The organism is Stappia stellulata DSM 5886 (assembly GCF_000423705.1).
In the GTDB taxonomy this organism is placed as follows: Bacteria; Pseudomonadota; Alphaproteobacteria; order Rhizobiales; family Stappiaceae; genus Stappia; species Stappia stellulata.
Genome location: NZ_KE384082.1, coordinates 852834 through 867688, shown reverse-complemented (window position 1 = coordinate 867688; position 14855 = coordinate 852834). Strand labels below are relative to the sequence as shown.

At 65.1% G+C, this 14855-nt stretch carries 10 protein-coding genes; 5 read left to right on the top strand and 5 right to left on the bottom strand.

The window, feature by feature from the left end:
* The first annotated feature begins 68 nt into the window (after positions 1-68).
* The 4 genes from glmM (at position 69) to serA (ending at position 5538) form a co-directional block, all read left to right on the top strand.
* On the top strand, positions 69-1415 hold the full coding sequence (gene glmM / locus G572_RS0116330) for a phosphoglucosamine mutase (RefSeq protein ID WP_029059395.1): 1347 nt from the start codon (positions 69-71) through the stop codon (positions 1413-1415).
* Positions 1416-1695: 280 nt separating this feature from the next.
* Positions 1696-2493 (top strand): outer membrane protein, encoded by a 798-nt coding sequence (locus tag G572_RS0116325; RefSeq protein WP_029059394.1) that lies wholly within the window; start codon positions 1696-1698, stop codon positions 2491-2493.
* A gap of 179 nt (positions 2494-2672) precedes the next feature.
* Positions 2673-3848: a phosphoserine transaminase gene (locus G572_RS0116320; protein WP_029059393.1), complete on the top strand. Its 1176-nt coding sequence runs from the start codon at positions 2673-2675 to the stop codon at positions 3846-3848.
* A gap of 103 nt (positions 3849-3951) precedes the next feature.
* On the top strand, positions 3952-5538 hold the full coding sequence (gene serA, locus G572_RS0116315; RefSeq protein WP_029059392.1) for a phosphoglycerate dehydrogenase: 1587 nt from the start codon (positions 3952-3954) through the stop codon (positions 5536-5538).
* Positions 5539-5687: 149 nt separating this feature from the next.
* Here the strand turns inward: serA and G572_RS0116310 are convergent, their stop codons facing one another.
* The 3 genes from G572_RS0116310 to G572_RS0116300 form a co-directional block, all read right to left on the bottom strand.
* The gene (locus tag G572_RS0116310; RefSeq protein WP_029059391.1) at positions 5688-7469 is read right to left on the bottom strand and encodes a hypothetical protein; all 1782 of its coding nucleotides are present in this window, start codon (positions 7467-7469) and stop codon (positions 5688-5690) included.
* A 59-nt stretch (positions 7470-7528) separates the two neighbouring features.
* Positions 7529-8821 (bottom strand): adenylosuccinate synthase, encoded by a 1293-nt coding sequence (locus G572_RS0116305; protein WP_029059390.1) that lies wholly within the window; start codon positions 8819-8821, stop codon positions 7529-7531.
* A gap of 233 nt (positions 8822-9054) precedes the next feature.
* Positions 9055-10326 (bottom strand): MFS transporter, encoded by a 1272-nt coding sequence (locus tag G572_RS0116300; RefSeq protein ID WP_051242530.1) that lies wholly within the window; start codon positions 10324-10326, stop codon positions 9055-9057.
* Positions 10327-10600: 274 nt separating this feature from the next.
* On the opposite strand from G572_RS0116300, the gene G572_RS0116295 reads away from it, so the two are divergent.
* A complete protein-coding gene (locus G572_RS0116295; RefSeq protein ID WP_029059388.1) occupies positions 10601-11542 on the top strand; it encodes a DMT family transporter in 942 nt (313 codons plus the stop codon).
* A gap of 12 nt (positions 11543-11554) precedes the next feature.
* On the opposite strand, the gene G572_RS0116290 is transcribed toward G572_RS0116295, so the two are convergent.
* Entirely contained in the window at positions 11555-13735 is a 2181-nt protein-coding gene (locus G572_RS0116290; RefSeq protein WP_245566235.1) for a CHASE2 domain-containing protein, read from the bottom strand.
* Positions 13736-13918: 183 nt separating this feature from the next.
* Entirely contained in the window at positions 13919-14821 is a 903-nt protein-coding gene (gene rpoH, locus G572_RS0116285) for an RNA polymerase sigma factor RpoH (protein ID WP_029059386.1), read from the bottom strand.
* Positions 14822-14855: the final 34 nt, after the last annotated feature.

The following is a 14855-nucleotide window of genomic DNA, read 5'->3' as shown; positions in this document are numbered from 1 at the left end:
CTCGGGGCGATGCCCGCGCGACGGGGCTTTTCCCGCTTGGCGCTTTCGCAGGACGTAACAGGGTTCGCATGACACGCAAGTATTTCGGAACGGATGGAATTCGCGGAACGGCCAACCGGGCGCCGATGACCCCTGACATTGCGCTCAGGGTCGGCATGGCCGCCGGCGTTTCCTTCCGCAATGGGGCCCATCGCCACCGGGTCGTGATCGGCAAGGACACGCGGCTGTCCGGCTACATGATCGAGAATGCGCTCGTCGCCGGGTTCACATCGGTCGGTCTCGACGTGCTGTTGCTCGGACCGATGCCGACACCCGCCGTGGCCATGTTGACTCGCTCCGTGCGCGCCGATCTCGGCGTGATGATTTCCGCTTCGCACAATCCCTATCAGGACAACGGCATCAAGTTCTTCGGGCCGGACGGCTACAAGCTGTCGGATGCGGTGGAAAAGGAGATCGAGGTTCTGATCGAGCGCGACCCGGCGTCCATGCTTGCCGCGCCGTCGAAGCTCGGCCGTGCGCGCCGGATCGACGGAATGCGCGACCGCTACGTGGAGTTCGCCAAGCGCACCCTTCCACGCGAAATGAGCTTGTCGGGACTGCGAATCGTGGTCGATTGCGCCAATGGGGCGGCCTACAAGGTCGCGCCGGACGCTCTCTGGGAGCTCGGCGCGGAGGTGATCGCGATCGGCGACGAGCCGGATGGCTACAACATCAACCTCAAGTGCGGCTCGACGGACACCGAAGCCCTTTGCCGGAAGGTCCACGAGGTTCGCGCGGACATCGGCATCGCGCTTGACGGCGACGCGGACCGGGTGATCATCGTCGACGAAAACGGACAAGTGGTCGATGGCGACCAGCTGATGGCCGTGGTGGCACAGTCCTGGCTCGAGGACGGCCGGCTGTCCGCGTCGGGTATCGTGGCGACGGTGATGTCCAATCTCGGGCTGGAACGTTATCTCGGCGGTCTCGGGCTGAGCCTTGCCCGCACCCAGGTCGGCGACCGCTATGTGGTGGAACACATGCGCCAGCATGGCTACAACGTCGGCGGCGAGCAGTCTGGACACATTGTCCTGTCCGATTTCGCCACCACGGGTGACGGTCTGGTCGCGGCACTTCAGGTGCTTGCCTGCGTCTCCAAGCTCGGACGTCCGGTCTCGGAGGTTTGCCGGCGGTTCGAACCCGTGCCGCAGATCCTCAAGAATGTGCGGTACCAAGGGTCGAAGCCGCTGGAAAACGCTGATGTTCAGGCGGCGATCGAGGATGGGCGCAAGACATTGGGCAATTCCGGCCGGCTGGTGATCCGCCCGTCGGGCACCGAGCCGCTGATCCGTGTGATGGGCGAGGCGGACAACAAGGATGTTCTCGCCGGCGTCGTCGACCGGATCGTCGATGCCGTCACGCATGCCGCTGCCTGAGAGCGCGCGCCGCGCGGGCTGCCGGGCCGGTTTTGACGCCCGCGGTGGCTGCCGAAGGCGGGGCTCGGCCATCTTCACGAATTGCTAACCAAAACCCGTGGAGAAACGTCGCAAGACGCAAGGCAAGGGGCAGTCTTTTACTTTTTGTTAAGGTAAAAAATCGCGGTTAATTATTAGGGTTAAGTGGCTCTTAAGTATTTTCGGCAATTCTACCCTCGTGTTTCACGTGCGCGGCCGGCAAGAACAGACTTTTCGGACGCTATCCAACGAGGACCGAGACATGAGCAGCCATATTTCAAAACTTTGCCTGGCTGGCGTTGCGATGATCGTCTCGTCAGCTGTTCACGCGGCGGATATGCCAATTCCTGTGATCGAACATGTGCCGCAGGTGCCTGTCGTCGCCGGCGGTTGGTATCTTCGTGGTGATATCGGCTACAAGGTGTATCAGGCTCCGAACGTCAGCTATGGCGGTACGCAGTGGCAGAACGAGAGTTTGAACAACACCGGCATGATCGGCGTCGGCGTTGGTTACAAGTTTTCCGACTTCCTGCGCGGCGACATCACGCTGGACTATGAATTCCCTGCCAAGGTCAAGGCCCGGGCTCCCTGCCCGGCACCTTGCGGCGGCCTGGGGGCTGGCCAGTTCAGCCAGGAAGAAGCAAGCATCGATGTGCTGACAATGCTGGTCAACGGCTATGTCGACATTGGCACCTGGCGCGGCTTCACGCCCTATGTCGGCGGCGGTGTCGGTGTCAGCCATGTGTCCACCAACGATATCAAGTTCCGCAATCCCGACGGTTCGTCCGGCAGCTATCCGGGCGACAGCACCTGGAACTTCTCTTGGGCTCTGATGGCGGGCGGGTCCTATGCAATCGATCAGAACTGGTCGATCGATGCCGGCTATCGTTACCTCAACATCGGCAACGCCTATTCCAGCAGCTTCTCGACTGGCGGCGGCAACCCGTCGCGCAAGATCAAGTACGAGGATCTGCAGGCGCACGAGTTCCGCATCGGCGCGCGCTACACGTTCAACTCGTCGCCGAGCTACATTCCCGAGCCGATCATCACCAAGTACTGATCGTCTCGCGACGCAATGCAAAAAGGCCGGGCCTCAGCGCCCGGCCTTTTTTGCATGCGGCTGTTCGTCTCGGTCGCATTTCGACCTTGTTGCCAGCTTGCGCCCGAATGCGCCTTCCGATAAGTCCGTATGCGGGACACCCCTCCCCAACGAGGGGCTTCTATCTGGAAGGGTAGCAGATGAGCAACTTGCATGAACCGGCCACGCGGCCGGAAAATCCGCGTTTTTCTTCCGGCCCCTGCGCGAAGCGCCCCGGCTGGTCCCCCACCGCACTTGATGATGCGCCGCTCGGGCGTTCCCACCGGGCAAAGCCCGGCAAGGCGAAGCTCGCCGAGGCGATCGATCTCACGCGTGCGGTGCTCGGCGTTCCCGACGATTACCGAATCGGCATTGTGCCCGCCTCCGACACGGGCGCGGTCGAGATGGCGATGTGGTCGCTGCTCGGCCCGCGCGGCGTCGACCTGCTCGCCTGGGAAAGTTTCGGTGCCGGCTGGGTGACCGATGCCGTCAAGCAGCTGAAACTCGACGACGCGCGTGTGCTCGAGGCTGACTACGGCAAGCTTCCCGACCTGGCGACCGTCGATTTTTCCCGCGACGTCATCTTCACCTGGAACGGCACCACCTCCGGCGTGCGCGTGCCGAATGCGGACTGGATCCCGGCCGACCGCGAGGGCCTGACGATCTGCGACGCCACCTCGGCCGCTTTCGCGCAGTCGATGGACTTTTCCAAGCTCGATGTCGTGACCTTCTCCTGGCAGAAGGTCCTGGGCGGGGAGGCGGCCCATGGCATGCTCATCCTGAGCCCGCGCGCGGTCGAGCGGCTGGAAAGCCACACACCGGCCTGGCCGCTGCCGAAGGTCTTCCGTTTGACCAAGGGCGGCAAGCTGATCGAGGGCATCTTCAAGGGCGAAACCATCAACACGCCCTCGATGCTTTGCGTCGAGGATTATCTCGATGCCCTGAAATGGGCGCGGGGAATCGGCGGGCTGGACGCACTGATCGCCCGTGCCGATGCCAATGCCGGCGCGGTCGCCGACTGGGTCGCGCGCACCTCCTGGGTCGGGTTCCTGGCGGAAGAACCGGCCACGCGGTCCAATACCTCGGTCTGTCTCAAGATCGTCGACGAGCGGGTCGCATCGCTCGACCCGGCCGCGCAGGCGGCTTTCGCCAAGGCCATGGCCAATGCGCTGGATCAGGCGGGTGTCGCCTATGACATCGGCGCCTATCGGGATGCGCCGAGCGGGTTCCGCATCTGGTGCGGCGCGACGGTGGAGACCTCGGATATCGAGGCATTGTTGCCCTGGCTCGACTGGGCCTTCGCCAAACAGGCGGCAACGCTGGAGGAGGCCGCCTGAGCGGCGGCCCTTTCTCTCTTACATCCAGATATTTCCAAAGGTTTGCGGTCGGCTGCGCGATGGGGACCCCATCCGCGCAACGGCCCGGCAAGGAGGCCCTGATATGGCGCCCAAGGTTCTGATTTCCGACAAGCTGTCCGCCGCCGCTGTCGATATCTTCAAGTCGCGCGGCGTTGAGGTCGACTACCAGCCCGACATTGGCAAGGACAAGGAGCGGCTGCTCTCCGTCATCGATCAATATGACGGCCTGGCGATCCGCTCCGCGACCAAGGTCACCGACAAGCTGATCGCCGCGGCCAGCCGGCTGAAGGTGGTCGGGCGTGCCGGTATCGGCGTGGACAATGTCGATATTCCGGCCGCAAGTGCCAAGGGTGTGATCGTCATGAACACGCCCTTCGGCAACTCCATCACCACCGCCGAACACGCCATTGCGATGCTGTTCGCCGTGGCGCGCCAGATCCCGAAGGCCGATGCCTCGACCCAGGCCGGCAAGTGGGAAAAGTCGAAGTTCATGGGCACCGAGCTGACGTCCAAGACGCTTGGACTGATCGGCTGCGGCAACATCGGTTCGATCGTCGCGGAACGTGCCATCGGACTGAAGATGCGGGTCGTCGCCTTCGATCCCTTCCTGTCGGAAGAGCGCGCGTTGGCGCTCGGGGTGGAGAAGGTCGAACTGGAGACGCTGTTTGCGCGCGCCGATGCGGTCACGCTGCATACGCCGCTGACCGACAAGACCCGCAACATCATCGATGCGAAGGCCATCGAGCAGATGCGTGACGGTGTGATCATCGTCAATTGCGCGCGTGGCGGTCTTGTCGACGAGGCGGCGTTGCGGGCCGGTCTCGACAGCGGCAAAGTCGGCGGCGCGGGCGTTGACGTCTTCGTCGAGGAGCCGGCCACCGAAAATGTGCTTTTCGGCGCGGCGAACCTCGTGTGCACGCCGCATCTGGGAGCCTCCACCGCGGAAGCGCAGGAAAACGTCGCGCTTCAGGTGGCCGAGCAGATGTCGGACTATCTGGTCAAGGGCGCGGTCTCCAACGCGCTCAACATGCCCTCGATCACCGCGGAGGAAGCGCCGCGTCTCGTTCCCTTCGTCAAGCTCGCCGAACTGCTCGGGTCGTTTGCCGGACAGCTCACGGAAACGGGCCTTGCCGGCGTTCGCCTGGAATATGAGGGCGATGTCGCGGAAATGAACGTCAAGGCGCTCACCGCAGCGGCCCTGACGGGGGTGTTGCAGCCGCTGCTGCAGACCGTGAACATGGTTTCCGCGCCGGTGCTTGCGCGTGAGCGCGGGATCAAGGTCGAAGAGGTTCGTCGCACACAGGCAGGGGCCTACGAGAACTACATCCGTCTCACGGTGACGACCGACCGGCAGGAACGCTCGGTTGCCGGCACGGTGTTTTCCGACGGCAAGCCGCGCATCATCCAGGTCAAGGGCATCAACATGGAGGCGGAGCTTGGCGCCCACATGCTTTATGTCACCAATGAGGACAAGCCGGGCTTCATCGGCGATCTCGGCTCCGTTCTCGGCGATGCCGGCGTGAACATCGCGACCTTCAATCTCGGACGCACTGCCGCGGGAGCCGACGCGATCTGTCTTGTCGAGGTGGACGGGCCGGTGCCTGCCAATGTGCTGGAGCGCATTTGCGCGCTGCCGCATGTGCAGCAGGCCAAGCCCTTGCGCTTCTGAGAGGCGCGCAATACCCGCCGTGTGCGGCTGCGTGACACGATGTTGCAAACAACAAAGGCCGGATGGGGAACCATCCGGCCTTTGTTTGTGTCTGGTCACTCGGTTTGTCGCGCCGGCCATCGCGGCGGACAGGCAAGGCGTCTGCCTGACTACTCGGCGCGCCAGGCTGTGACCGCCTGTTCGACGGCGCGCGTGCCCGGGGTGCCCTTTTCAAGCGTCAGTATGGCGCGCTTGCGGTTCTCGTAGAGCATGGGCAGGTCGATCCAGCCGCGTTCCTGCAAGAGCGTCAGGTTGCGTTCGCGCTCGTCCGGGATGTTCGACAGCGCGACCCAGAAGAAGCCCTCGGAGACCTTCACGGAGGCGCCGATAAGGGCATCGCCGCGCGCTTCTTCCGTCGTCTTCATGACAAGGCCGGGGACTTCCGCAACGCCCTGGCCGGTGAAGTTTTGCGGCAGCTCGAAGCGGACCTCCAGAAGGTGGCTCGCCGGCAGCGTGTTGTCGCGGTTCGGGCGCAGCGAGAGGTTCGCGACAATGCTGCGTTCAGGCACCTCGATGCGCATGCGCAGCACCGTTTCGGTGCGTCCGTCGATCGTTTCCTCGCCGACGCTCCAGATCGTCTGGCCCGACGATGCCTGACCGGCGCTTCCCGATTCAACCCCCTCCTCGTAGAGAAAGGCCCGCTGGGCAACCGGCGCGCCCTGTGCGGCGGGTGCGGCTTGCTCGTCCGGCGCGGGCGTTTCCTGCGCAGGTTCCGCGGATTCGGCCGGTGCCGGGGTCTCGCTGACCGGCGGCGTCGGGTCTGCCGGTTGCTGCGGCTCGACACTGCGTGCGCCCGGTGCCTCGGCGGAGGTGGCCGGAGATGCCTCCTCGGGGGCGGCTTCAGGCGTTTGCGGCGAGCTCGCGTCGGGGGCGAGCGGGTCGGTCTGCGGGCCGTTCGGGGTGATCCGCGTCGTGGTCACGCTGCGCGCGTCGGGCGCAATGGTGGTTTCGCCGTTGTCGAGAAGCCGGGCGGCGTTCTTGCGCGAGCCTTCCGTTTCCGAGGGCTCTTCGGGCGTGGCGGGGGTCTCGGGCGCGCTTGCCGTCGTCGGGCTGTCGTCGCCGGCGAAGAAGCCGCCCAAAACGTCGCGTTGCGAGTAGCCGACGGCACCAATGCCGACGACGAGCAGCAACAGGGCGACGCCGCCCAGGATCGCGGGCAACCGGGAGCCCGGCGTCGAGCCGTCGATGGGCGGAAGCGGTCGTCCGCCGGATCCCGTGAAAGTATGCCCGCCAACTTCGCTCGATCCCCTGCGCCGGCCGGCGGCGCCTGTTGTCTGCCCGCCCCCGGTTTCCGGAGTGGCGAGAGAGGGTTCGCGCTTTTGCGTCTCGCCGGACTGTCCGTCGAGCGCGTTGCGGGCGCTGCGCCCGGCGCTGTCGGCGGCCGAGCCGAGCTTGCGTGCGTCGTCGATCGCGCTCTTCAGCGTATCAGGACCCGCCGGCGCTTCGCCGGCGCCCGATGCGTGCGCCGTGTCCGGCCGCGGCGGGGCGACCGGAGCCTTCGGTTCGGGCGGGGATTGCGCGGGCGCGCTCGGTTCGCGCTCCGGGGTCGTCCGGGGTTCGGGCGCTTTTGGTTCCGGAGCCTTCGGTTCCGGAGCCTTTGGTTGCGAAGGGGCGGTGTCCTGCGGCGTTTGAGGAGCTGCCGGCGCGGCGCCGGCCGAGGGCTGTGCATACCCCAGCGTCTCGCGTGCGGCCTCCGCTTCGACCTTGCGGATCGATTCCTCCAGCCGTAATTGCTCGGCCGTGATCTCGGAGGGTGAAAGCGGTGGATCGTAGCCCTTGAGCTGGGCGACGATGGCTTTTCGGGCGCGTTGATAGATTTCGCGCCGTGCTGCCCCGGTGTTTTCCGGAAGTGCAGCAACGGTCTTCTTCAAAACCGGATAATAGTCTGCCATATGCTCAACTCGCCGTCGCCGCAGCGGATCCGCCGCGACTCGCGGACCCTGTTTAAGCCTTAATCCTGAAACGGATTCTGGACAAGGATTGTGTCATCTCGTTCGGGTGAGGTCGACAGCAGCGCAACCGGCGCCCCGATCAGTTCCTCCACATGACGAACGTATTTCACAGCTTGTGCGGGAAGATCCGCCCAGCTGCGCGCACCTTCGGTCGATTCCTTCCACCCGGGAAGGGTTTCATAGATCGGCTTCACCCGTGCCTGCGCGCCCTGGGAGGCCGGCAGGTGGTCGATCCGCTCGCCGTCAAGTTCATAGGCGACACAGATCTTGATTTCGTCCAGCCCGTCCAGAACGTCAAGCTTTGTCAGCGCGATTCCATGAATGCCGTTGATGCAGCAGGTCTGGCGCACCAGCACGGCGTCGAACCAGCCGCAGCGGCGCTTGCGACCCGTGACCGTGCCGAACTCGTGGCCGCGCGTGCCCAGAAAATTGCCGACCTCATTGTCCTGCTCTGTCGGGAAGGGGCCTTCGCCGACGCGGGTCGTATAGGCCTTGGTGATGCCCAGAACATAGCCGACGGCACCGGGGCCGAGGCCGCTGCCGGCGGCTGCCTGGCCCGACACCGTGTTGGACGACGTCACGAAGGGATAGGTGCCATGGTCGATGTCGAGCAGCGTACCCTGCGCGCCTTCGAACAGGATGCGCTTGCCTTCCCGTCGTGCGGTGTCGAGCAGCGTCCAGACCGTGCCCATGTAGGGCAGAAGCGCTTCCGCGACCGTTTCCAGCTCCGAGAAGATGGTGGCGGGGTCGATTTCGGGTTCGCCCAGACCGCGCCGCAGCGCGTTATGATGGGTGAGAAGGCGCTCGATCTTGGCCGGCAGCGTCTTCAGGTTCGCAAGATCCATGACGCGCACCGCGCGGCGGCCGACCTTGTCTTCATAGGCCGGACCGATGCCGCGCTTGGTGGTGCCGATCTTGGTGCCGGCTGTGGCCGCGTTCTCGCGCAGGGCGTCGAGTTCACGGTGCAGCGAGAGAATCAGCGTCGCATTGCCGGCGATCACAAGCGTTTCCGGCGAGACGGTCACGCCCTGGTCGGCCAGACGCGCGATCTCGGCGACCAGCGCATGCGGGTCGATCACGACGCCGTTGCCGATCACGGAGAGCTTGCCACGCACCACGCCGGAGGGCAGCAGCGACAGCTTGTAGCTGACCCCGTCGATCACAAGCGTGTGGCCTGCGTTGTGTCCGCCCTGGAAGCGGACGACGACGTCGGCCTGCTCGGAGAGCCAGTCGACGATCTTGCCTTTTCCCTCGTCTCCCCACTGCGATCCGACGACGACGACATTGGCCATGGTATTCGCGTTCCTTCAAAAGGCGTTTCAGCCGGTCTGCGCGGGTGTCGTCCGCGCGAAAAAAGCCACTGCGCGGTTGATCACCGCATGCACGAAAAAGCCGGTGCGAGGCGCATGCCCGCGCACACGAAAATCCCCGGCCTGCGAACCGGGGAGAGCGCGCGGACTATACCCAAGCCAGTCCGCGCTGACGAGTCCTTCGCCGGGAAATGCGCGCTTTGTCTGGCGGTTTTTCAGGGTTGCCGCTTTCGTATCCGTTTGCGTCCCGTTCGGGCGAGGCGAAAGATCGCCGGAGAGTTGCGCAAAAGCCAGACAAACCGCTTGCGGCGATCCGCCGGAACGGCCCTGCGTGCGCTCAGCCGCAGGATCACAAAGCCGACGAAGGCCAAGTGCAGGACGGACGTATAGACGAAAAACGCCGAGGGGCCAAAACGGTCCATCACAAGCGAGGCGACAAGCGGTCCGGTCATCGCGCCGATGGCGAAAAACATGGTCAGACCCGCGGCCAGTTCGACGAATTGTCCGGGACGCGCATGGTCGTTTGCGTGCGCGGCCGACAGGGAATAGAGCGGAAGGGCGAAACCGCCGAAGAGAAAGCCGCCGATGAAGATCGCCATCGGCGAGACGACGCCGGCAAGAAGCGCGCAGGACAGACCGGCGCCCGCGGTCGCCAGCAGCAGGACGTAGCGCCGGTCGGTCCGGTCGGAGGCCCATCCGAGCGGGTACTGGAACAGCGCGCCCGCGATCACCCACAGGCTGATGAAGAAGGCGAGGCTTTCGGTGTCGAGGCCGACGGCCTGGGCGTAGACCGGTCCCACGGTGCGGAAGGCACCGTTGGTCAGGCCGATGGTCAGGCAGCCGACGGCGGCGACCGGAGAGATCGCCCAAAGCGCGAAATAGTTCACCGGCCCGGGGTTTTCGACCATCGGCGGATTGTCCTCGCGCGCCAGCGAGACCGGGATCAGGGCGCCGCAAAACAGCAGGGCGATGATGGCGAGGATCTCCGTTCCGTTGGCGCCGAAGGCCGGCAGCAGAAACTGGCCGCCCGTGACAGCTGCCAGATCGACGATCCGGTAGACACTCAGGATCCGGCCGCGCTCGGAATTGGAGGCAAGCGCGTTCAACCAGCTTTCCAGCACCATCGCGGTGCCGCAGAACGCCGCCCCGCTCAGGAAACGCAATCCGGTCCAGGCGGGTCCCGGCTCGCTCAGCAGGAGGGCCAGGACGGCAATCGCGCCGAGCGAGGCGAGCGCCGTGAAGACGCGGATGTGGCCGACGCGGCGTATCAGCCCGGGCGCCAGCAAAACGCTTGCGATAAAGCCTGCGTAATAGGCGGAGCCGAACAGGCCGATCATCGTGTCCGACAATCCGCCGTCGCGGGCCCGGACAGCGATCACGGTCATCGCCAGGCCGTTGGCGCCAAGCAGGAGTGCGGCCGCCAACAGCAGCGGGACCAGCCGAGCGAGCAGCGGGCGCGAAGGGATCTGTGCGGGGCTGTCAGGCATCCGGGACAAACAGCTTTTCGTGGGAGAGCGGGCCTTGAGATCCGGGCCGCTGGCAGGAAGGTGCAAATGTCGATCCTGACCGGGATTGACGGCCGGGACAAGGAGGATTGAGCGGCGGCTTTCGCCGGAAGCCATTGCACTGGGTGGCCATTGTACTGGGTGCAGGCGAGCGGTTCGCTCGCAAACCGGGTGTCGCTCTGCGGCAGCGGGTGTTATCGCTCACATCCGTTCTGCGCTCCTGGCGCAGAGACCGCCATTGCCGGGACTGACCCTCATGAGCCTGAAGAACTGGTCGTTGTTGTGCTTGCTTGCCCTGATCTGGGGCGGCACCTTTCCGCTTGCAAAGCTTGCGGTCGCGGAAATCCCGCCCCTCGTTCTCGTGTTCGCCCGCGTCGCGATCGCAGCCGTTGTCCTGCACATCATCCTGCGGCTCCGGGGGCTGCGGTTCCCCCTGGCTCCCGACATGCTCCTCGCGTTTCTGGCAATGGGGCTCCTGAACAACGCTATTCCCTTCTCGCTGATTTTCTGGGGGCAGACCGAGGTGAGCGCGAGCCTTGCCTCGATCCTCAATGCGACGACACCGATTTTCACCGTCATCGTGGCCTCCGTCGTGTTTTCGCAGGAGGTCCTCAAGGCCAATCGCGTGGCAGGCATCGCGCTCGGCTTTGCCGGGGTCGCCGTCCTTCTGTCGCCGGGTCTTTTCGGCATCGGGACGGAGCCCTTGTGGGCAAAGATGCTGTTTCTGGGGGCTGCGCTGTCCTATGCCTTTGCCGCGACCTTCGCCCGCCGGTTTTCCGGGGTGTCCATTCTGGTCGCGGCCGCAGGCCAGTTGACCGGCTCGACGCTGTTGATGGCGCCCCTGGCCTTCTGGCAGGCATCGGCCTGGCAGGGAGCGGGGTGGAGCCTGGCTGAGACGAGCGTGCAGGGCTGGGTCGCCATGGCGCTGCTCGGCGTCCTGTGCACGGCGTTTGCCTATCTGATCTATTTTCGCCTTTTGCGCGAGGCCGGGGCGACCAATGCCTCGCTGGTCACCCTGCTCGTGCCCGTGACCGCGACCGCGATCGGTGTGGCGTTTCTCGGCGAGGCGCTTTCCGGCCTTCAGTTTGCCGGCATGGCAATCCTGCTCGCGGGTCTGTGCGTGCTCGACGGGCGGGTGTTCAAACTGTTCGCGTTGCGTGACCGGCCCGCGTCGAAATCAGGCGGCGAGGGCTTCTGATCCTGCGTCGCATCACGATGCGGGGGAGGTTGGCGCCAATGCGGCGATCCGCTCCGCGAAGCGGTCGTAGAAGGTTGAGAGATGCGCCGGCGCCCCGGCACGGCAGGCATCCAGCGCAGCGCGGGCGGCGGAGGCATCCTCTGCTCTGATCGCACTCATCATCCCGGCGTGCGCGGAAGAAAGCGCCGCAAAGGCAGGCGTTGCGGCATAGGCGGGATCGCCGGCGAGTGCGAAGAGGCGGATCGGCACGCTCTTGCCCTTCAATGGAATGGCGTCGGCCTCCAGCAGCGCAAAATCTGGCGCGGCAAGGGCGGTCGCCTCCGAGACGACGCAGTCCGCGCCGACTGCCTTGCAGCTCGATTCGATCCGGGCCGCGATGTTCACCGCATCGCCGATCACGGAGTAGTTGAACCGGCGGCTCGATCCCATGTTGCCGACGCAGGCCTGTCCGCTGTTCAGTCCGACACCGATCTGGACGGTTTTTTGCGGCATGTTCCGCGCCTTGAAGCCGAAGGCATCGCTGGCGTTCAACGCGTCGACCGCCTCGACCATCGAAAGCGCGGCCCGGGCCGCCTTGCGGGCATGGTCCTCCACTTTCATCGGGGCGTTCCAGAAGGCCATGATGCTGTCGCCGATGTATTTGTCGATGGTCCCGCCGTGGCGCTGGATCTCCTCGCTGAGCGGCGAAAGCAGTACGTTCAAAAAGGCGACCACCTCCTCCGGCGTCAGCTGTTCGGAAATCGGGGTGAACCCGCGCACGTCCATGAAAAGGATCGTCATGTCGCGCATTTCGCCGCCAAGCTTCAGCGTGTCTGGCGCGCTTTCCAGACGGCGCACCATTTCGGGTGCGAGATACTGGCCGAAGGCGGTGCGCACGAACTGCTTTTCCCGTTCCGTCAGCACATAGAGCAGGGCGGTCGCCGCTGCATAAACGAAAAGGTTCGCGGCTGCGGGGTAGACCGGATCGAGCAGAAGCCCCTGCGCGCGAAACAGATAGGCCGCACCGGCATAGAGCGCGGCGGCGATCACCCCGCCGATCAGCGCGGCCCATCCGGCACCAAAGGCAAGGACAAGGGCGATGACGATCAGTCCGATTGCGAAAGTCGCGATGATCTCGGTGCCATAGGCCCAGTCGGGTCGCTTCAGAAAATCGCCGGAGAGGATCTGCTCGGTGGCCTGGGCATGCACCGAGACGCCGGGGACAAGTTCGCCGAGCGGCGTGGTTCGGATATCGAACAGGCCGATCGACGAAGTGCCGACATAGATGATCCGGCCCTCGACCCGGGCGCGCAGACCGTCGCGTTTTCCGGGATCGAGCACGTCGGCGGCCGAAATGTAGCGATCCGGGCGGTCGGCGTTGAAATAGACCCAGAGTTCGCCAAGGGCGGTGGTGGGAAAGGGGAGCGCGCCGACCTTGATTTCGGTGACGGCGGCGGTCCCGACATCGAGTTCGCCGCTTGCGTCGGCACTGCGCACGATGTAGCCGCTGGCCCCTTGCGCGACGCGCAGCGCCTCCATCGACAGCGAGGGATAGAGCGTCTCGCCGTTTGTCACGAGCATCGGAATGCGGCGCACGATCCCGGAGGTGTCGCGCGCCGACAAGCTCAGGCTGCCACTTCCGGCGGCCGGTGCTTCCAGGCTGTCGAGGCTTTTGAGCGCAGAGGGAAAGGCGGGCAGGGCGGCAACGGGATTGCTGCCGGCATGGGCGAACCCGGCCTTGGTGGTCGGGGTGTCGCCGTTGGCATCGGAGCGCAGGCCGTAGCCGAGCACCACCGGCATGCGCGCGATCGCGTCGGCGAAGATCGCATCGGTGTCCGGCAGGGTCAGGGCCTTGAGCTCGGGTGTCTCCTCAAGCGCGGGCAGGTAGCGGTGGGGGGACAAGCGGTCGGGCTCGGCGAAGATGACGTCATAGGCAACGACCGCCGCCCCCATCTCTGCCAGCGCATCGGTCAGTTCGGCGAGCGTGTCGCGCCGCCAGGGCCATTGCCCGTGTTCGGCAAGCGCGCGTTCGTCGATGTCGACGATGCGCACGGGGTAGTCGCCCGTTTCGCGCGGCCAAAGGCGCTGATAGGTGTCGAAACCCATGAGACGGATGGCCTCCACGAAGGCCGGATCTATCGCGCGCAACAGCGTCACCAGCAGCAGGAAAGCGCCCGCCACGCCCGCGACGGCGAGGTGCTTGCGGCTGCTCATCCGCATTTGCTGTTGGCTTTCGGCACCGCGCGGCATCTCCCGGGGTCTCGCGTCCCGCCTCCGGGGTCGGCGCGGAAGACGCGTGGGAGTCACGTTAGAAAAACGCCCCGCCTCCTGCAAGGAGACGGGGCGATGATGCGGCAAGCGCCGAATTTTTCCGGCAGTGAGATGCGCGGGTCTGGGTCAGCTGTGGTCGGCGAGTTCGGCCGGGCGCTTTTCGAGTTCCTTGGCGCCGCGGCGCACGGCCTTCTGGACCTTTTCGAACGCGCGAACCTCGATCTGGCGGACGCGCTCGCGGCTGACGCCGAATTCGCCCGACAGGTCTTCCAGCGTGATCGGGTCTTCCGACAGGCGCCGGGCCTCGAAGATCCGCCGTTCGCGCTCGTTGAGGACGTCCATCGCGTCGCCGAGCAACTTGCGGCGCATGTCCAGTTCTTCCTGCTTGGCGTAGAGCGCTTCCTGGCTCTCGCTCTCGTCGACCAGCCAGTCCTGCCATTCGCCGCTGTCGGCTTCCGCGCGGATCGGCGAGTTCAGCGAAGCGTCGCCCGCGAGCCGGCGGTTCATCGAGATCACGTCGGTCTCGCTGACGCCGAGCTTGGTGGCGATCTCGCTGACCTGATGCGGCTTCAGGTCGCCTTCCTCCAGCGCCTGGATCTTGCCCTTGAGGCGGCGCAGGTTGAAGAACAGGCGTTTCTGGCTCGCCGTGGTGCCCATCTTGACCAGCGACCAGGAGCGCAGGATGTATTCCTGAATCGCGGCCTTGATCCACCACATGGCATAGGTCGCAAGCCGGAAGCCCTTGTCCGGCTCGAAGCGCTTGACCGCCTGCATCAGCCCGACGTTGCCTTCCGAGACGACCTCGGAGATCGGCAGGCCGTAGCCGCGATAGCCCATGGCGATCTTGGCGACCAGGCGCAGATGCGAGGTCACGAGGCGCTCCGCCGCCTGCGGGTCCTCATGTTCCTTGTAGCGCTTGGCCAGCATGTATTCTTCTTGCGGTTCCAGCATGGGGAACCTGCGGATTTCGTCCAGGTATCGGCTGAGCCCGCCTTCACCGGAACTCAGAACCGGAATATTCTGGGCCATGAATGCACCCTTTCTCCCAATGTGATCCCTCCGG